The sequence below is a fragment of the Bacteroides sp. An269 genome (assembly GCF_002159755.1).
Lineage (GTDB): Bacteria > Bacteroidota > Bacteroidia > Bacteroidales > Bacteroidaceae > Phocaeicola > Phocaeicola intestinalis.
This window is the reverse complement of the sequence record NZ_NFJG01000013.1, coordinates 1-20,696: the sequence shown is the minus strand read 5'-3', so window position 1 is coordinate 20,696 and position 20,696 is coordinate 1. Positions and strand designations below refer to the sequence as shown.

14 protein-coding genes are annotated in these 20,696 nt (G+C 47.4%); 4 read left to right on the top strand and 10 right to left on the bottom strand.

Annotated elements, in window-relative coordinates; translation table 11 throughout:
• Window positions 1–41 precede the first annotated feature (41 nt).
• The 3 genes from B5F71_RS04475 (at window position 42) to B5F71_RS19780 (ending at window position 1,512) form a co-directional block, all read left to right on the top strand.
• On the top strand, window positions 42–737 hold the full coding sequence (locus tag B5F71_RS04475; RefSeq protein ID WP_087207990.1) for a 5'-methylthioadenosine/adenosylhomocysteine nucleosidase: 696 nt from the start codon (window positions 42–44) through the stop codon (window positions 735–737).
• 12 nt (window positions 738–749) lie between these two features.
• Window positions 750–1,229, top strand: coding sequence for an S-ribosylhomocysteine lyase (locus B5F71_RS04470; RefSeq protein WP_087207989.1), 480 nt, complete (start codon window positions 750–752; stop codon window positions 1,227–1,229).
• A gap of 97 nt (window positions 1,230–1,326) precedes the next feature.
• The gene (locus B5F71_RS19780) at window positions 1,327–1,512 is read left to right on the top strand and encodes a hypothetical protein (protein ID WP_140406872.1); all 186 of its coding nucleotides are present in this window, start codon (window positions 1,327–1,329) and stop codon (window positions 1,510–1,512) included.
• 24 nt (window positions 1,513–1,536) lie between these two features.
• Here B5F71_RS19780 and bla read toward each other — a convergent pair whose 3' ends face one another.
• The 6 genes from bla to B5F71_RS04440 form a co-directional block, all read right to left on the bottom strand.
• Window positions 1,537–2,478, bottom strand: a complete 942-nt coding sequence (bla, locus tag B5F71_RS04465) for a class A beta-lactamase, subclass A2 (RefSeq protein ID WP_087207987.1) — start codon at window positions 2,476–2,478, stop codon at window positions 1,537–1,539.
• A gap of 345 nt (window positions 2,479–2,823) precedes the next feature.
• Window positions 2,824–5,115, bottom strand: coding sequence for a hypothetical protein (locus B5F71_RS04460; protein WP_143269845.1), 2,292 nt, complete (start codon window positions 5,113–5,115; stop codon window positions 2,824–2,826).
• A 17-nt stretch (window positions 5,116–5,132) separates the two neighbouring features.
• Window positions 5,133–6,035: a hypothetical protein gene (locus B5F71_RS04455; RefSeq protein WP_140399969.1), complete on the bottom strand. Its 903-nt coding sequence runs from the start codon at window positions 6,033–6,035 to the stop codon at window positions 5,133–5,135.
• 39 nt (window positions 6,036–6,074) lie between these two features.
• The gene (locus B5F71_RS04450; protein WP_087207981.1) at window positions 6,075–8,294 is read right to left on the bottom strand and encodes a hypothetical protein; all 2,220 of its coding nucleotides are present in this window, start codon (window positions 8,292–8,294) and stop codon (window positions 6,075–6,077) included.
• Between the two features lie 25 nt (window positions 8,295–8,319).
• A complete protein-coding gene (locus B5F71_RS04445; RefSeq protein WP_087207979.1) occupies window positions 8,320–10,182 on the bottom strand; it encodes a hypothetical protein in 1,863 nt (620 codons plus the stop codon).
• A gap of 351 nt (window positions 10,183–10,533) precedes the next feature.
• Window positions 10,534–11,214 carry a hypothetical protein gene (locus B5F71_RS04440; RefSeq protein WP_143269844.1) on the bottom strand — a complete coding sequence of 227 codons (681 nt, stop codon included), beginning with the start codon at window positions 11,212–11,214 and terminating at the stop codon, window positions 10,534–10,536.
• 241 nt (window positions 11,215–11,455) lie between these two features.
• Here B5F71_RS04440 and B5F71_RS04435 point away from each other — a divergent pair, with 241 nt between their 5' ends.
• Window positions 11,456–13,798, top strand: coding sequence for a glycosyl hydrolase 115 family protein (locus B5F71_RS04435; protein WP_087208022.1), 2,343 nt, complete (start codon window positions 11,456–11,458; stop codon window positions 13,796–13,798).
• Between the two features lie 177 nt (window positions 13,799–13,975).
• Here the strand turns inward: B5F71_RS04435 and B5F71_RS04430 are convergent, their stop codons facing one another.
• From B5F71_RS04430 to B5F71_RS04415, 4 genes are all read right to left on the bottom strand, one after another.
• A complete protein-coding gene (locus B5F71_RS04430) occupies window positions 13,976–15,148 on the bottom strand; it encodes a TlpA disulfide reductase family protein (protein WP_087207975.1) in 1,173 nt (390 codons plus the stop codon).
• A gap of 20 nt (window positions 15,149–15,168) precedes the next feature.
• Window positions 15,169–16,587: a RagB/SusD family nutrient uptake outer membrane protein gene (locus B5F71_RS04425; protein ID WP_087207973.1), complete on the bottom strand. Its 1,419-nt coding sequence runs from the start codon at window positions 16,585–16,587 to the stop codon at window positions 15,169–15,171.
• Between the two features lie 19 nt (window positions 16,588–16,606).
• Window positions 16,607–19,855: a SusC/RagA family TonB-linked outer membrane protein gene (locus B5F71_RS04420; RefSeq protein WP_087207971.1), complete on the bottom strand. Its 3,249-nt coding sequence runs from the start codon at window positions 19,853–19,855 to the stop codon at window positions 16,607–16,609.
• Between the two features lie 204 nt (window positions 19,856–20,059).
• A complete protein-coding gene (locus B5F71_RS04415) occupies window positions 20,060–20,566 on the bottom strand; it encodes a hypothetical protein (RefSeq protein WP_143269843.1) in 507 nt (168 codons plus the stop codon).
• Window positions 20,567–20,696 lie beyond the last annotated feature (130 nt).

Here is a 20,696-nt window from a genome sequence, read left to right as displayed (position 1 = left end):
CCTTGAAAATGCTAACTTTGCGGCGTAAAATAAAATCATTTATGAAAATAGGAATCATCACCGCCATGTCTTCCGAGCAGAAGCAACTGGCAAACCAACTGGACAATAAAACGGAACATCGTGAGGGACCTTTCTCTTACATTGAAGGAACGGTAAAGAACAACACGCACATCCTGATGCAATGCGGCATCGGGAAAGTAAACGCTGCCGCCGGAACGGTAGAGCTCATCCGCAATTTCCAGCCCGACTGCATTATCAGCACCGGAGTGGCGGGAGGCATTGACAGTGAACTGAATGTAATGGATGTAGTGGTAAGCCGGAACATCGTTTACCACGACGTGTGGTGCGGCGAAGGAAATGCCTACGGACAAGTACAAGGTTTCCCCACTTTCTTCCGTGGTGATGACACCTTATATAATTGTGCACTCTCGCTCGATACCGAAACGCCGATTCACGGCGGACTGATTTGCACGGGCGATAAATTCATCACCGACCGCACGGAACTGAATGCCATCAAGCAGAACTTTCCCGAAGGACTTGCGGTCGATATGGAATCGGCTGCCATTGCCCAAGTATGCCATCTCTACCGCGTGCCTTTCATCAGTTTCCGTATCATCAGCGATACGCCGGGAGCGGACAAACACTTGGAACAATACAAGAACTTCTGGGGCGAAATAGCCGATAACTCGTTCCGTGTGACCGAAACCTTCCTGAAAGCATTACCGAACAAACTTTAAAACCCTACAGATATGAAAAAGATACCCAGCTTTACCGTAGACCATATCCGCCTGCTGCGTGGCATCTACGTATCACGCAAAGACGCGGTGGGAGACGAAACCGTCACTACATTCGATATCCGCATGAAAGAACCCAACCGCGAGCCGTGCCTCAGCCCTTCGGCTATTCACACGATAGAACATCTTGCCGCCACGTTCCTGCGCAATCATCCCACATGGGCAGACAAGATTATCTATTGGGGACCGATGGGATGCCTTACGGGCAACTATCTGGTTGTGAAAGGCGACCTTCAGTCCACCGATATCGTCGGACTGATGAAAGAGACTTTCCGCTTTATCGCCACTTTCGAAGGTGACGTGCCGGGAGCCAGTCCCAAAGATTGCGGCAACTACCTGATGATGAATCTTCCGATGGCACGATGGGAAGCCCAAAAGTTCCTTGACGAGGTGCTGGAGAAGCTGACGGACGATAATTTAAATTATCCGGAATAATATTCTCTGGATACAAAGCCCCCGAAAACCGCTTTCTCTTGTGTTCCGGGGGCTTGTTCTTATTTTGACTTAGAAGCTGTTTTGAATTTATCGTGCGATGATTCGAGATGAGTTTTTGAGGCATTTCTGCTTGTGTGATGAGAAGATAGCGGGCTATCTGACGAAGAACAAACGCGAACGCCCATACAGGCTGAGACGAACGGTCCTACCGGGCACGTCAAGCGATTACGTTGCACGACACGTACGCCCGTGTTTGGGAGTGTCGCAAGTCATTGTGCTATAAATGCCCTCGAAAATATTCAAACACTTACGCTAATAACGAATACACGGCTGCTGATATACGTGCCGCAACTTGGGAAGCCTGTGACTCATTGCCCTTAAAATCTTTGATAAATACAGCCAGCGCATAATTTACACCGTTGGGCAAACAAATGTAGGCAACATCATTATGGGCTGCAAGGACTCCGTTTTCGGTATAACCGGAACCGGTCTTATGGGCAATAGATATCCCTTCCTTTCCAAGGAGAGGGGCTGCGATACGGTCTTTCCCGGTAGTACATTCACCCAAAGATTTCATGATGAAGTCTTGCTTCTCACGGCTTACAAGAGCATCCGTAAACAGCCTGTGAATCAGCATCGCCGCTCCAAGCGGAGATGTACAGTTGGCATAGGCTTTCGCATGGTCTGCCGCCATCTCCGATTCTGTATAAGCTATCCGGAAACTCGAACGGGGAATGAGCGTAGCGATAAAGCTATCTGTTTCGGCAACACTTACCAAGCGCTCAAACAGGAGATTGCTCGCGTTATTGTCACTTTGAATGAGCGTATAACGCAACAAATCCCTGACCGGCAAAGTAATCAATGGCTCCCGATGCTCCTTCAGCATGGGACTCCATGTCTTAGGGTCAAGGTCTTCCCGCCGGACAGTCAATGAAGTATCAAGAGACAATCCGTCTTGGTCAAACCGGTTGCAAATAGCCAATGCCTGATGAAGCTTGAACACGCTCATCATCGGATAAATGCTTTTGTTATTGACGGTAACGGTATCGGAGTTGTTGACAATAAGAGCCACCCCGACCTCACCCGGACAGGCTGATACGATTCGAGAAATGCTGTCGGTCAGGACATCAGCCAATGACATGCCAGCACGACCGCTTTTCGCCGGTTTGGAGAAGAATAAAGTCAAACCTGCAACGCAGGCCAAAGCCAAGCACAAAAGAACGATATGTTTTTTCCTGATTGTTGCCATCTTCTACTACAATTAATTAACCGCTTGCAAAGATACATGATTTTACCGAAAAAAGATAAAGCCGGAAGCATTTGAGAATTTTATTTCACTTTACAAGAAAAGCAATATGCACAATGCGGTAAGCTCTAAACTCACGGTTACAAAGATAAGGCTTTTACTTGAAGAAGATACCTGTGCACTTGTACTTCATTATATAAGTTTCCCTTCAGATAACTTCGTCTGGTGTAAGATTAATAATCTCCCGCTTGTAAGATTAATAATCTTGCAGCCTGAAGATTAATAATCTTACACCAGATGAACCTATATGCTCTTACCTAATTTCTTTATCAAAATCAAGTAAGGTATTCAATACACATACTCCACCTCCGACTTGCGGAAACGCAGCACGCGCGTGTCCTTGGCTGCGCCGCCGTTCTTATGCAAATAAAGCGCATCGTTTTTCCCGGGAATAAACCAACCTGTACCTTCCGGCGAGTGTACGCCAAAGAGTATATTGTTGTAATGCCCGTTATGAAAGACACCTTCGCTGTCGTTCCACTGCGATGCCACGCCATACCACGTAACCGGTTCATGCTCGGGGAAATCGGGGCTCCACATCTCGATGAGAATCAGGCTGGGCAAGGCTACATTGCCTACCGTCACATCGTTTCTCCGCTTCTGCAGCCGCTTCACCTGGCTGTGTCCTTCCCACGGAGTGCGCAGCGTGTGCGTGCCGTTCCACATCACCCATACATAATCGGTTGCGTCAAAGATGCGGTTGAAATCTTCCATCGACGGAAGTTCGTAACCTTCGGGGGCAAGCGCATCGGCAGGCAGGCGGTTGATATGCACGGACACCTGGTGATTGTAGCCATCCAATGCTGCCGTACCGTTTTTGTCTATTACCTGCAAACCTGTGCCGCTGTCGCCCTGATATGCCCATTTCCACAAATCAAAAAACGCTTCGGGCGGGCACGCTCCCAAGTACTCGAAAACGGTCTGGCCTGCGCAGCGCGCCGGATCATCGGACGAAAGCACCTGGTCTTCGAACGAGCGGGAATCACCACGGGCATTGTACTTGCACCACCAGATGCCGTGCATCCACGTCACTGGCAATCCATAGTTGCGGCGAGACACGGTATATTCCTCGCGCTGCGAGCCATCGGCACGGTTGCGGATGACCAGCGTAGCCGACTGCCTGCGCCCGTTTGCCGTAACGTCATTCGGGCGCCAGCCTGCCAGTACCCGATACGCACCTTCTCCGCTTCTTACAGAAACAGGGTCAAGCTTTATCCACGCATCTTCGCCTGCTTCGTATTCCACCGTCAATTCTTTCTCTGCAGGCAATGTAAATACACCCAGCTCATTATCTATATAACGGTCGAAATCGAAGGCATACATCCCGACGGCATACTGCAATTTTCCCGAAAGCCGGCTGGGGTTCCCGGCAAGCCTCAGCGTGATTACATCTTCAGGATACACGTACTGCATTCCTTTACGGCGAAAGCGAAGAGCGGTTTCGACAGGTGGCTGTTCGGGAGGGAAAAGCGGCTTGCGGATACGGAACCGCTGTCTGCCCTCAAACAGCCCCTGACCGGCAAGCGGCTCCACTTCCAACGATGCCGAAGCATCTACCGGGAGCAATTCCAATTCATCGTCACACGCTACTGCCAGTACCATTTCTACAGGTCCGTATGGCAGATTCACGCCATCTTTCCCTGCGGTCACTTCGGCTCCGGCAGGCAATTCTGACGCCGCGGCATCTACTTGCGGAGGGGCAGTCAGGTCGGGATATGCTGCCGTACTATCTCCCTCTCCCCAAGCTTCCACCGTCAGTTGTGCATCAACCTGCAGAACGTCTTTCCGCAATACGATGGCATATACCGTATTGCGCCGGATATCTGACGGCAACGGCTGTTCGAAAGCATACACCTTGCCATTTATTTCTGCTTCCAGACTCACCGACAAATCCGGATTAGCCTGTTCGTACACATACAGTATTCCTAACGAATCGCGTGTCAGGGGCGCATCCGGCGTACTGATGATGCAGTCTTCCTTGGCTGTCCCTTCGGGCGAACGCACTGCATCCCCTGGAAAAAGATAAGCCTGCCGTGCCACTTGTTTCACCGCAAAACGCTTCACCGATACCGTCCCTTCCGGAACTTCTATCCGGAAATCGAAACGGGCTACTCCACGCGTTAAAGCCAACGGTATTGAAACAGCCTTTCCCATCTTGCCTGACAAGTCTGCTTTTCCGGTAAAATAATTCGATATCCGGTGCCGGTCAGCTGTCAGTACAGTTTGCAACCAATCTGTTTCTTTTGTCGTTCCTTCTTCACACGCAGGTTCTTCATTTGCTATTACATAAAGTGTACCCGAAAGCCGGTCGAGCGGCAGACGATAATCATCTTCCCCGACCGATAACGGCTCATACACTTTCTGCAAAACGCCTTCTTCGAAACGGTATGCCCTAAGCGATGTTATCTCGTCTTCTCCAGAAAGCAAAGACGGCTTTCCAGCTACCTGAAACGAAGATCTGCTGATACATAGTTCCGCTGTCCCGGAGGAAACAGTTTCCTCCGGTTCCCATCTGTCGGAACAGGAAGAGATAAACAGCAGGCTACAGAGCAAACCGATTGTATATAACCTTGTTTTCATAAACATGCCTTAAACGTTTAAGAAGCATGTTTCGCTTCCAGTTCCGTATCATTGCCTGGCTCCCATTCATCGAAACTCACATTCAGATTCACACTGATATAGTCTTTACGCACGATAATCTTATTGACTGTATTGCGTATCACAGGTTCCGATAAAACCTTGGTCAGTGTCTTCCGCTCGCCGTCAATCACTGCGGTAACACTTACCTCCAGCCCTTCATTTGCCTGCTCGTACACGTACAACACACCAGGAGTATTTGCCGTAAGCGGCCGGGAGAATACGACCGTTGTATCCTTGCGCTCTACTCCTGTGGGCGAATGGGCATCCGGATTGGCAAACAGATAAACCGAACGTGCCACATTCTTCAATGTCAGACTTTCGACAGATGCCGTACCTGCCGTTTGCAGGTCAATGTCAAAGCGTGCCATTCCTCGTTTCATCGACAAGGGAAGCTCGGTCTGCGACTTGTCAAAGCTATCCAGACTCAAACTGCCGCTAAAGAAGTGCACCTCCTTCCCTTCCTTCAAGTTCAGCACGGTCTGTTTCCATTCGTCTTCGGTGATGCGCCGGTCGTGCAATGCGTTCAAATCAATCATTCCTTCGGTATTGGCAATCACATACAGCGCCCCTTCATAATCGGTCAACTGTAAATTGAAAGCGGAACCATCGAAAGCCAAGTCGTCATACACCTTAGCCAATGTTCCTCCGATAAACTGACAAGCCTGTATATGCTCTACCTTGTCTTCACCGTCTACAGTGTCAGCCAGCTGGTCATAACCTGCTACTCTGGCTTTGACAACAGGCCTTACAGCCGTTTCTTCATTACCGGGATGCTCAGAATCGGCACAAGCCATTGTTCCGAACATACCAAACAATAAACTTCCCATCCATACTGTTTTCGCGTTTGTCATTTTTCTCATACACTTTTTGTTTTTGATAATCATTTGTTCAACATTCATTTATTCATATATATATTCCACCGGTTTCTTTATGCAACGTATCGTACGTGTTTTTGTATTGTTCTGCGGCACATACTTCAACCAGTTCTCACCCGGTTTTTCTGTATGCGCATATCCTTCCATTACCCACGTGTTCGAAGAATGCCCATGCGTGGCAAGCAACAACGACATCCGGGCAATGTTTCCAGGAGTGGTGTTCCATTGATGTCCCAACCCACAAAGTACCCAGCGGGCACCTTCGTACTGAAACTCATAAAAGGCAATTACTCCATACAGATGCCCTTCGAACGATACTTCCCGTTCGGTTATCGTGACCGTCAGCTCCTGCCCTGCCGCGTTCCGGTACGTATGCGTTCCCTGTCCGCCCAAATTGAAATCCGTATTCCGGGTAAAAAAGGCATAATCATCGTAATCAGGTATCTGATATCCTTCAGGAGCCATTTCTTCGGAAGATAACAGACCGAAATTTTCGGCAGAGTTTCGCATACCTTCATAATAAAAAGCCGTTTCGTTGTGCTTCAACGGATATCCGTCGGGATAACCTGCCTGATACTGATATCCCAGCAAATGCAACAGTTCGTTTTCGTCGCACGTGTTCAAATAAGTTGCCAAGTCTATTTCCTTTGCCGGATCTGTACCGGCCAATATCTGGTCGCTGAATGTTTTCACATTTCCGCGCAAATTGTATTTACACCACCACGTACCGTTGATGTTCACCACCGGAAGCCCCCAGTTTCGCCGGCGTATCACATATACTTCCCGGTTCTTTCCATCTGCATCAGATATGACCAACCTGCCTTCCTGCACACGTCCGTCCGCCTGAGGGTCGTTCGGTTTCCATCCGCCTACGATGCGGTAAGTTTCTCCGTCGGGCGTCAGCTTTATCCAACGGGAAGTGCCAGAATCAAACTCCATACCGGCTATCTTGCCGGCAGGAAGAGTCAAACGCCCCAATTCACCCTCAACATAACGGTCGAAATCGCATATCCCTTGCTCGTTCAGCTTGATTTGTCCTTCCAGTCGGATGGGACTGGGTTCGACCACCAAAACGACTCTGCCCGCATACACGTTTTGCCGATATACCTCCAAGTATATATATTCCTCTTCTGTTCCGGGCATCCGCATACTGGTCGAAACAGATATGTCGGCTATTGGTTGCAGCCCCCTGCCTGCCACCCGTTGTACAACAACCCCGTCTACCTGCCCTTCTATTTCTACATCCGCCCCGGATTCTCCCAGCAATACCAGATGTGAATCGGAACGTGTATAAGGAATGAATACCGTATCTCTCGAAAGGTTGACACGGACACCTTCCGACAAGCGGGAAGCATCCACATCGACCAGCCCATTCAATTGAAGGCCGGACTCTGTCTCACCACCAGCTTGCCAATTGTCTTCGGTCACCGATACCGACAGGTTTCCCCCTCTTCCATAAACCGAGAGTGTATAAACCACATTGCGCCGGATTGCGGCAGGCAAAGAAGTTTCCAACCGATGCTGCGCTCCATCGAACGAAGCCAGTATTTCCACCTGCAACTTGTTATTTGTCTGTTCGGGCAAATAAAACAAGCATTCACTACCATTCTCAAAAGCTACATATTCTTTCCGAAAATCATACGTAGAGGCACCATCTGGTGTTTCTACCGATTCCTGACCATTCAAATAACCTTGCCGGTAAATATGGGAAACCGTAACACGGTGTACCTTTACTCCTTTATCAAAAGAAGAAAGGTCTATCCGCGACACGCTACGCCTCAGCGATACTTCGCTTTTCCCCGACGAAATCCCGTTCGGGTTCATCCATCCGCTCATTGCCAGACCACCTTCTTCGGATGCCAATTCATCTTTATCGGCACTTAGTTTCAGAAACTCTGATTTGGTTGTTACATCAGGCAACACCTCCTGCAAATTCCTTACCTTTCCGGCATTGGCAAGCAGGCAGATTTCTCCTTCCGCCCTTTGGGGCTGGAAGATATAGCTGCCGTCTTCTCCCGCACGGAATGAAGTAATGATTTCTTTCAGCACCTCCCCTTCAAACCGATATCCTTGTATCGTCAGGATACGTGCATCCTGCTCTATCCCATTCCCTTCCAAATCATCCACCGACACACGGGCAATGATTTTTCCTTCCGACACCGAAGGGACCGACATCGTTTCCCGGGTACAGCCTGCAAGCAACAGGCCTCCCAATGCATATAAAATGATTCTCTTTTTCTTCATAACTCCTTACATTTTAAACTACTCATTATTTATAAAGAGCCGGACTCTGTTTGCTTTTCAGATAATCAGGCGAATCAATAGGCATCAAATACAAATGGTCTACATAAAACTGATTCATCAGCTCCTGTGCCCACGGTCCGTAAGTGAACGCACTATCGTGGCTATACCCCATAACGTGCCCCAGTTCGTGAAACATCACCTCGCAGGCATACGTATCGGTATAATGGCTGAGCCAAGCACCCTGATACGCCCCAAACACATCGCCTCCGCCCAACCCGAGCACTCCATTTCCCGTATAGACCAATCCTACCCGCAATGAACGAGGCTGGCGCATCTGTTTCAATACGGTTTCAGCACTTACCTTGTCGGTTACTCCTCCATTTCCGTAAAGACGGTCCTCGTTGGCACGCAAGATATCCTCGTGTTCTTGCATATCAATCATATAGGTGAAATTAAGGAAAAACGCCACCACTTCACGGCAATGCACCGGACGGATTCCCATCCAGTTTCCTGCCGGTCCGCCATTAGGCTGGTCGGGATCACCTCCATACAGGTTGAAAGTCACCTTCCAACCATGACGGATGGCTTGCAGTTTTTCCCAATAAGCATCGCCCGAAATCACTTCGTAACTGGCATCAAGGGCAGCCGTCAACGGTTGCGGAGGCACTTTTATCCATTTCCCCGAAACGGTACGATACATACATTCTGAAGTGAAAAGCGGAATCTGACCGTAAAAATCGGCAAAAGCCGGTACCGTATCAAAGTAAGCCAAGTCAATGTATTCATCGCTCACCGAAGGAAAACGGGCACGCACCAGCACATCACTCAAATCACGCGGTGAATAAAAGCGCATGTGCAAACGCCCGTCATCGGTTATCTCTACCTGTAAAGGCTGAGAAGTGTCGAACGAACGCTGGCGGGTATCCGTATAGATTTCTTTCCGCTCTTCATCTTGCAAGATTTTCGCGTGCCCGCCTTCTTCATACGCCATTGGAGTAACAAACATCACTCCTGCCTTATCATCGGGATGTACAACCGGAGTATGCACCCGATAAATACGGTTTGAAACCAACGAATCGACGGTAAAATCATACGTCCGCTCTATCTGATTTTTCCGATAATCGCGTGTCAATACCGTGACCGTTCCCTGCAGAGGCACTTCACCGGAAGCTGGAGGCAAGCAAAAAGAAGCTACCGAATCAAGCGGCCAGACCGCAGGCTGCATATCCACCTCGTCCGAAAGCGAACCGTCGCCCGAAAGAGTCGTATAAAAAGACACTGCATCCCATATCACTTCCTTGTGTACGACCGCGGTACGCACGTAAGGATTGCGAAAAGCGAACGAAAAGTCCACCCTGCCGGCTATCCGCCGTTGCACAATCTGCCCAGGTGCCGAAACAATAATCTCGGCTCCGTCTACACCCAGTTTCCGGGAAACAGAAAAAGAAGTACGTGAATAGAAATAATCCGCTTCCAGCGGTTTCGACAATTGAGCAGGAAATATCAGCCAAGGCTCGGATACATTATTCAGTTCGCGGATAGAAACCCCATCTTGTCCGGCATCCCCCCGGATACCCAATACCAGCAAGGTATAATCTCCTTCCTGCAAACCTTCAAGGTGTATTTCTGAAGCTGCATAATCATAAAATCCTTTCAGGTTGGTCACTACACGCCCTGCCTCGTCCGCTACATAAAAAACAACACGGTCGTATGTCCTGCCCTTGCTTGTAACAAGGCGTGACGGAACATCTTCACCTTCATAATCGGCACATTGCAAGACAAAGACTGCCTTGCTTCCCTCCCCTCCTGGAGGTTTCATCCATTCTTCCCGGCTACAAGCCGTCAGCATCAGACTGCATAAGAACGTAATCCAAAAACTTTTTTTCATTTTGTCAGTTGGTTGATTAAATAAATAGTCAATCAATTACAAACGGCCGGAACTCTTTTCCGGCACCAGCAATACAACAACCGATAACCGCTTTTTGTTCAGACGGGACAAAAAAACAATGTCATCACTTTGCTTTTTCAACAATTTATGAACATCCCTTCTATTTAACATGTCTGCAAAACGAAGATATATTCATAAGCAATTTCAGATAACTGCTACAGCCTACGAAGATAACTGCAACGGCAAAGTAAGTATATATTCATTTTGCGCATCCTTATTGGACTAATCTAAAGAACATCCATACCATATTCTACCATACAGAGATGCAAGCCTGTCTAATGTATATAAACTTCAGAAACGAATACCTATTCCAATCGAAACCATATGCGACAATCTGTGCTTCTTTGCCTCGAAACACCTGCCTTCCCATACCAAATTACGGAAAGAAGCATAAGGATCAAAATCGGAACACGTATAAGCCAGCAAAAAAGCCAGATGTTCATCAACTTCCAAAGTCAGTGCTGTACGTATATGCCAAAACACTTTACGTGCCCCTCTATTTTTTATCGATTCCTGATGAATGGCAGTCCAGGCTCCAGCTTGATTAGGATAATAATCAATGACTACCCTTCGATCTGCAACAAAAGGAACGGTAGCACCAGGCGATACCGTAAGATAAAGTGCATACTCTTTATCACTGCCCAAAAGCACAGGAGGTGTAAACAGGCTGAGAGAAGAGCGAAAGGCAAATATTTCTCCGATGCTTTCCACATCTTCCACACTCCACCGCAAACGGTTATCAGACGTAACCCCGTTGAATGAATAATCTGCGACAAATGGCCTACTATAAAACATACCCACCGACACCCCCGCATAACAAACAGGACGGAATGTGACGGATGGTTCCACACTCCAGCATCCGTAATTGTCAAACGATGCATACAAATCGCATCCCCAAACCTGTTGTTTCTCTTCCTGTGCCCTGACATGCAAACAAGATATAAGACATAAGCCAAACAAAAATCGTCTCATAATACAGTAAAAAATAGCAAAATAACATACATATCATAGAAGCAATTCATCCTATAAACAACATAACACTCATTCCTGTTTTTTGTTCATACCGCATTATCCTCAACAAGTTCCCGAAAAAACGTACTGCAATAAAGACCAAACATCAATAATGCACAAATTCCCAGTAAAAAGGCACAATAATCCATGTACGGATATTGGAAAATGCCTTTCCTTTGCAGAAAACATCAATAAAGAAATTATGGGAAAACTATGGTTAACTGTTGTGTGCTGTTGGCTTGCCTCTTGCGCTTTGGGAGCAACAGACTTTGTATGGAAAACAGGTAGCACGATGAATGTGGCTTGTGCATCAGGTGAAGAACCCGTAGTGCAGGTTGCATTGGACTTACTGAAACGGGATTGCGAAGCCGTACTTTCGCAACCCTTCTCGGTTATGGAAACCGAAGGGGATATCTATATAGGAACGCAAGGAAAGAGTACACTTCTGGAAAAAGTGGCAAAAAGAGAAGGGATAGACCTTTCTTGCCTGGACGGACATCCGGAGGCTTTTTTCATTAAAGTATTAAAAAACGGAAAACTATTGGTGGCTGGTAGCGACAAACGAGGTACAGCATATGGCATCTTAGAACTCTCATGTATGCTGGGCGTATCGCCTTGGGAATGGTGGGCAGACGCTACACCGGAGAAAAAAACGGAATGGCGCATCGAAGCGGGCTTCTGCAAGCTGGACTATCCGACGGTACCCTACCGGGGCATTTTCATCAACGATGAAGACTGGGGACTGATGCCTTGGAGCTACACCAACCACGAACCTTCGAATATAAAGGGACAAATCGGTCCGAAAACCCATGCACGCATTTTCGAACTGCTCTTACGCCTGCGTGCCAATACCTTTTGGCCGGCAATGCACGAATGTTCGGTACCTTTCTTCTTTACCGAAGGCAACAAAGAAATAGCAGACCGTTACGCCATCTACCTCGGCACTTCACATTGCGAACCAATGATGCGCAATACCAACGGTGAATGGCGACGCGTGGGCAAAGGCGACTACAATTACCTGACCAATCGCGAAAACGTGCTAGCCTTTTGGGAAGAACGGGTAAAATTGCTCCGCCAATCGGATGACATCTATACGTTAGGCATGCGTGGCATACACGATAGCGGAATGTTAGGTGCCAAGACCGTAGACGAACAGAAGCGGGCACTGACCGACATATTGAAAGACCAGCGGGCACTGCTGGCGAAATACAAAGGCGATGTAACCCGCGTGCCACAAGTATTGATACCGTATAAAGAAGTACTCGATGTGTACAATGCAGGGTTGGAAGTACCCGAAGACGTGACTCTGATGTGGTGCGATGACAATTACGGATATATCACCCATTTCCCTACTGCAGAAGAAGCGGCACGCCCGGGCGGCAACGGTATCTATTACCACATATCTTACTGGGGGCGCCCACACGACTATTTGTGGCTATCCACCCTCAGCCCATATCTCATCTACCAACAGATGAAGACCGCCTACGACCGCGGCATCCGTAAGATGTGGATTCTAAATGTAGGAGATATCAAACCTGCCGAATATCAGATAGAATTGTTTATGGACATGGCTTGGAATATAAACCAGATAGAACAGGAAGGAGTAACCCGACATCTGCAAAACTTTCTTGCCCGCGAGTTCGGTACTCAGGCATCCTCCTACCTGCTTCCGATGATGCAAGAGCACTATCGCCTTGCCCATATCCGCAAGCCGGAATTCATGGGAGGCACACGCACTGAGGAGAAAGACCCACAGTACAAAATAGTAAGTGATCTGCCGTGGAGCGAATCGTTTATCCACACACGGCTTGCCGCCTATCAGGAACTGGAAGACAAAGTTGCTATATGGGGCAGACTCATGCCTGAAACCAAACAGGCTACGTATTACCAGCTAGTACAATACCCCATTCAGGGAGCTTCCCAAATGAACAAGAAATGCCTCTACGCCCAACTGGCACGTCACGGCAAAACAGACTGGAAGCAAAGCACAGCAGCATTCGACAGCATCGTTTCCCTTACCCGCCACTACAATACGCCGAAGTGGAAAGGCATTATGGACTACAAGCCGCGCAACTTAGCGGTATTTCTGCCCATTCCCGAAACGCATACTGCGGAATCACTGAAGCCCGACCGCCCGTACCTTTATAAATGGAACGCACTGGAAGCCGCTGAAGGTAATCCCGTGATGTGGGAACACTTGGGCTACGAGGGCAAAGCAGCAGGCATCCGCCAAGGTGAGGCTGTATCCTTCAGCTTCGAGAATTGCCGTGCCGATTCAGTAGAGGTGGAACTCCGCTTCCTGCCCACTCATCCCATCAATGGAAAAGACCTGCGCATCCGGGTAGAAGTAGACGGTCAGCCGTCGGACATCATTTCGTACCGCACGTATGGAAGAAGCGAAGAATGGAAGCAAAACATCCTTTCCAACCAAGCTGTGCGACGCATCACTTTTCCTCTCGGCAAATCCACTTCACACCGATTGACGGTACATGCGATAGACGAAGGCATACTGCTGGATCAGGTTTATCTTTATGCTAAACAGTAGCCAGAAACTTATACCATACAAGTTGATGAAAGCGTAAGCCATATTACACATCCTCACGCAGATATATGCATGCATTATCTCAACTTACCAGAGGCTGTATATAAAACAATCACGGAAATGCATCTGAAAAAATCCATTGCATTTCCGTAACTGCATATTGGCATAATGAAGTCAAAGTCAATCGAATAAATCAGCCAGTTTTTCTGCCAACGCTTCTCCTCTCAGATTATCACCGACCATCCGACCTTCGGCATCTATCAGATACATGGTCGGAACAGCTCTTACCTTGTAAAGCTTTGCCACTCCGGTTTCATCCAAGAAGTTAGGCCATTTCAACTGTTCTTCTTTTACAGCTTTTTCCCAATCGGTTTTTTTCTTATCAATGGAAATACTGATTACCTCAAAACCTTCAGAAGCGTACTGTGCATAAAGTTTTTTGATATTAGGAATTTCCTTGCGGCACGGATTACACCACGATGCCCAAAAGTCAATCAGGATGTATTTCTTTCCTTGGCAGAGTTCTTGGAGAGTGATTTCTTTTCCCGATGCATCTTTTACCATAAATTCAGGCATCTTATCACCAATTTTACCAGTCGGGTAAAGTTCGTCTTTCACCAGTTTTCCATAATAAGAGGCTTGTGCGGCAGGTGAGAGTTCTTCGTACCACGAGCGCATGCCTTCGTTCATGTAAGAAGTGAGCGAAATCATCAGCAACGGTCCCCAGTAAGTGTCCTTGTTTTCCATTACCGTTTGGCGATAAACAGAATCTACGGTTTGGAAGAAACGCATTTCATCTTCTGCCATTTGCTTACCGGCCTCGCTTGCACGCAACTCTGCCACTTTTGCCTGGTCTTTTGCCTGATAGGCTTCTTGTATAGCATCGAGGAGAGCTTTATGTTCTTGCTGGTTGGCATTGAATAGAGAATCCATACGACCGCGTACCGCCATCAGCGAATCGTAACGGGCTGTCAGGGGAGACCCACTTACGGATAACTTGTCGAGACTATACGAGGGAGTTCCATTCACATCTTCCGATACAACCGCACCTTTGATTTCGATAGCTGTATTTTCCAACATCAGGCGGCGCGAGCCGTAGGCGTCTTTTACGGTAAGTAATACGGCGCGGGGTTCTTCCATTTTCCCGATAAAGGTGAATTTGCCTCCGATTGCCAGAGTGTCGGCTATCGGGTCACTTTTTTCGTGACATACTGGCATGAGTTGCACGTAGGCACTGTCTGGAAGTCCTTCAATCGTTCCACTTATCAGATAACCGTCTTTAGGGGCTTGGGATGTACAAGCTGCCGTAAGGGTTCCCAGCAGCAAGATTTGCATTAAGTTTGTTACTTTCATACTTGTTGTTTTATGTATTTTTATTTAGACACGTTTTGTTGAATGCTTCCGTTTCCGGGATTGTTAATAGCACCTGCCGGGAAAGGCATTGTCCACAGATGAGAATCCGGACGAAGCGTATAAGTTTCACCTTCGTAGGTTTTCGTCATGGTGCGTGCATACGTACCTTCTTGGTTGAAGCGGCGTGCATCGGCAAAGGGTACAATGGAGAATATCAGTTCATTGTCTTTGGTACGGCGAATCAGTTCGATAGCTTCGGTTAATGTCGAGGCAGTCAGCGGCTGGTATACTTCGGGACGGATACGGGTTTGGCGCACAGCGTTCAGGGTGTTCATCGCTTCTGTGAAATCTCCTCCTTGTGCCAGACGTGCCTGGCATTCTGCCTTGATAAGATAAACTTCTGTAGTGGTCAGTCCTCCCCAGTTGAAATAACCGTTTCCTACTCCACGGTAGTACGTGTCTTGGTTTTGCGAATAAAGTTTCCAACGGGATAAGAAACGTGCATCTCCCTCTTCAAAACGTTCGGCACGCTCTACCGGTATATTGAGTTCATTGGTCGTGTAGTTTGGCGAACCGTTTCCGCAACGGAAATAATAGTTCTCCACATACGAGTAATCGGTAGGTGTGGGTAGTCCGGTATAGTCTTCCGGATTCTCAATCGTGAAACGATGTTCATCGTAATAAGCGTTCCAGTCGTAAAGCTGGTCATTTTGTCCAAGAGCTAAGTTGGCATAGCTTAATGCTTCGCTGTAATTCTGCATCTGCAAATATACACGTGCCAGCAGGGCGTATGCGGCGCCCAGATTGGGATGAAGCACGGTCATCGATTGTTCGGGCAATCCACCGTCAATTGCTTCCTGCACTCCTTGGATGATGAAGTCGTATATAGCTTGTATAGTCACTTGCTGCGAAGGAGCATTGATATTGGCACTTGTGATGAGGGGTACGCTCAGCTTTTCGCCGGCGGTTGCCGCATCATACGTATCGGCATAATAGTTTGCCAATACGAAATAACAAAGGGAACGGATAACTTTGGCATAAGCGATGACTTCGGCACGTTCGGCATCAGTGGCTTCGGTGGCAAAAGGCACGTTTTCTACAATCAGGTTGCACGAAGAGATAGCAGCATAAAGCTGATAATATGTACTTTCATCGGCATTGTTCAACAAGATACGATCAGCAGTCTCATCCCACATATAGTTAGCACGGGTCAGGGTGGGACTATTCAGGTTAGAGACCGTTACGTAATAGTCATTCAGCAAATAAAGGGCATTGCTGATGGAAGTCTGTCCGATAGCATACTCATCACGCAACAGAGCTTCATAATCGGCAAGAGTAGACGGAATTTTATTGCCTTTTGGCACAATATCCAGATAATCGTTGCAGGAGCTGAAAACCAGCCCGCATACAAGCATATAGATGTAAATGACGTGTTTCATAAATCTGTAATCATTTTAGTTAAAAGTTCAGGTAAATACCACAGAGGTAATTCGGCTTGGCATAGCCACCCAGTAAGTATTTGGCATCATCACTTTTGGCTACGGTAAACGCGTTTTCCATACCTATCATGATGCGTGCGTTCTTCACATACAATTTGTCGCATACACTGCTTGGCAGACGATAAGTCAGCGAAAGGTTCTTCATCCTCCAATTGCTGGCATCAATAACGTTAACCGAAGAACGGGCGTACATATTATAGTAATTGTAATTGTAAAGAGTACTTTCCGAAGAGATATAACGTGGCACATCCGTATGTGCTTCGTCACCGGGTTGTTGCCAGCGGTCAGCAATGCGCTTGCTTACGGGACCCATACCGGAGAGATAAGCCACATTGGTATTGCGCATCTTATGTCCTCCCTCGAAAAGGAACTGTGCAGCCAATTCCCAGTTGCGCCAACGCAATGTAGTATTGATAGCACCACTGTAAACAGGTACTGTGGTTCCCAAATAAATGAGATCTTCTATTTCAGTCGGTTCCATATCAGTAAACAGGTTTCCCTCTGCATCATATACTTGCGGAGTACCGGTAGCGCTCAATCCCGCCCATTGATATCCATAAATGGCATTGTAAGGATTCCCCACACGCGGATAAGCAGAAGGATAATCAATAACCAAGTAAGAAACAGGTGCTTCTACGTTGACGTATGTCACTTTATTCTTGTTGTATCCCAATACGCCGCCGATGTCCCATGTCCAATCTCGCGTGCTGATAGCGGTGCCTGAAAGCGAAAGTTCGAATCCTTGGTTGGTCATCTTACCGTTGTTAATGGTATAGGTGCTATACCCCCAACCTTCGGTAGGCACACCGTTTGTATTGGCAAGCAAATCGGAACCTTTCTTATTGTAATATTCGATAGAACCGTTCAGACGGTTTTTCAAAAGAGAAAAATCAATACCGATATTGGTAGTGGTTGTTTTTTCCCAACGCAAATCAGGATTAGGGCGACTTTGTATGGTTCCGGAAATTCCGCCCACATGCATATTATTGTTATAATAAGCAGTCATATAAGGAGCCGAATCTTTGGCGATATTACCCCCGATACCATAACTGAAGCGTAATTTAAGCATGTTTATCCAATCAATATCGTGCATGAATTTCTCACGGTTGACATTCCACGCCGCACCGACTGACCAGATGGGACGCTTTTGATATTTCGAACCAGTTGCAAACAGATTTGTTTTATCCCAACGGATGCTGCCGGTCACGGTATATTTTCCGTCGTACGTATATGCCGCATTACCATAAAATGACACATAACGGTTGGTCAGTTCATTGATGTATGCTACATTCCCAGTTCCGAAACTGCCCCATCCCCAAATGCTTCCCATGGTGCTGAGCGCAGCTTGGTCGATGAGTGAATACGTCAGCAGGTCGGGGTCGTAATTATATAAGGTACGGTTGTCGAAGTTATTCTTGTTTTCGCGCGTCTCGGTTCCGAAAAGTGCCGTTACCTCATGTATGCCGCCGAATGTCTTGTCGAAATCCAGCTGCTGGCGGAAGTTATAGGCATGGGTTACATTTCCCGAGGTAAAGAAGATATTGCCGTAAGGGATATTGAACGTAGCCGTACCATCACCGTTTGCCGAGGCGTATGTATTAATGGTATTACGCACATCATACGATTCCTTATTCTGGAGTTGTTCGGTCGTGTAGTTCGCATATTCATACTGAAACGAAGCCGTATATTTCAGCCAATCGGTGAACTTAAAACTCAGGCGAGCGAAAGTACGATTGCTGAAATTACGATGGTCTGTCAGATTCATTCCAGTTTCGTCCAATGGCGTAATATCGAGGTTATACAGCCCGTTGGAAACCAGCGTACTCATTTGTGATGCGTTGTAACGGTCTTCCTGCCGGTTGGTATACCGCGTACCGTCATCGTTCATCAATCCATCGTAAGGCATATACGTATATCCTGGCGAGAAAAGACTGTAACTTTGCGTTGTACCGCTTCCGTAATTGAGGTAAGTGCCTACCTCCAAGGTCAGCCATCGGGTAATTTGGGTCGAGTTCTGCAGGTTGATACCAATGGAGCGGTTATCCGAAAACTTGTCGCTCATCTGTTGTCCCTGATAGCTGACCGAAGCATTGAATGTGTTTCGTTCGCTTCCTTTACCGATGCTCAGGTTGTATTGTTGCGTAAAAGGATTGCGCATGCCGTAGCGTTCTATATCATCGTAATAACGATAACCGCGCGATGCCAGTGATGTCAGGCGCGCGTTCATATCGGCTTCGGACAGTGTTCCGGCATAATACCCTAACAGGGCGCGGATTCCTTGCGATGTGTAGGTATTGTCATCCAACAGGCTTTGCGCATAAGCAGAAGCCCCTTCTCCCTGCAAATTAGGATTCTGTGCTGCCCATTCTCTTTCCAGTCCTATCATAGTGGCAGCATCAGCAAGATACTTGTCGGCATAGGTAGAATAAGGCTGTACGGTAAGTGTGGCAGAGAATGAAATGTTGAGCTGGTCTTTCTTGGCACGCTTGGTAGTAATAACCACAACGCCGTTTGCCGCACGTGCTCCGTAAATGGAAGTGGCGGCTGCATCCTTCAGTACGGTAATACTTTCAATGTCTTCAGGATTCATGTCGGGCACGCTTTCTATCCAGTTGCCGTAACCATCATTGGTAGTCTTCTCTACAGGGAAACCATCGATGACATACAAAGGAGTAGTCAGTCCGTTCATGGAAGTGACTCCACGGATTTGCCCGTCGCTGAATCCGGCCACCCGTCCTTCCAGCATCGAACTGATGTCCGGTATGCGTTGGGTTTCCAGCTGATCGGCATTTACTTTCGAGAAAGCTCCTGTTGCCCGCTCCTTCGAAATGGTCTGATAACCAGTCACTACCACTTCGTCCAGCAGTTCGGTAGCAGGCTGGAGGTGAATGGCATAATCAACTGCTGCCGTCAGGCGAACCCGCTGGGTTTCGTAGCCTACAAAGGAAACCTCGATTTCTTGTGTTGATTTGGGAAGTGTCAGACTGAAATGACCGTTCATGTCTGTGATGATGCCGGCAATGGAATTGCCTTCTGCCTCAACTACCTGTTTAACGTATGCCGCAGGAAGCGGTTCGTTATTTTCATCGGTCACGATACCGTGAATGGTACGGTTATACGCACCTTGTGCCATTCCTTCAAGAGTGAGCAGCCAAATAGCTGCCAAAGTCAGGAAGAAACGGTAGCGATAAAATGTCGTTCGTCTCATACTTTCTTGTGTTATTTAAAGGTGTTTCATTCGCTAAAATTGTTGCAATATTACAAAATTGTTTTAATATATGAAAGCAAATCCTGAAAATATTGTAACGGAATGCCACTAGAGCATCTAGAATACGTCAACCGGATATTTCTTGAATCTCCCTTTAAACATTACCAACCATCCAGTGGTTCGGCATGAAACGAATATTTCCCACTATTTCCGATAAAGAGCATGAATCAGGGAAAGCACCCATAACAATATGCCGAGTTTGTAATGCCACAATCCTATGGAAGAGCCTGGTCCTTCCACATAAGCTACCAGCAAGATGCCCGTAACTGCCACAATCAAAAAGGCTATGGACAGGAAAAAGGTTATCAGGCGTTTGCACGTAACTCTCTTTGAAACAAGAGTTTTATACCAATGCTTATGCCGCCTCACATGAGCCATTACCGATAAAAGCCAGATGAAAGATGCCACCACATGGGCTACTCCCCAATTGTGCCACGTTTCATGACTGGTACCATGCCCGGCAATGTGCAGCCCGATGCCCGTAACGGCAGATGCCACGAATGCTAATGGCAACAACCGCTCTATGCGGAATGCCATCCCCATATTCATCGTACAAGAAACCGATGCATCCGGTTTGAAGAAAACACCTTGAAGACAGGTCTTTATACATTTATTACATCCGATACAGGCGTCTGCGTTTTCGAATATCACATGCCTGTGCCCTAAGAAACCCTTACTGTCCAACTCTTCAGATGCACATCAATTCCTACATAAATATTTTGTCCTTCAAAATTTAATGTGTTACTTTGTTTACGCATAAAGTCATGGGGGTATTAAGTTA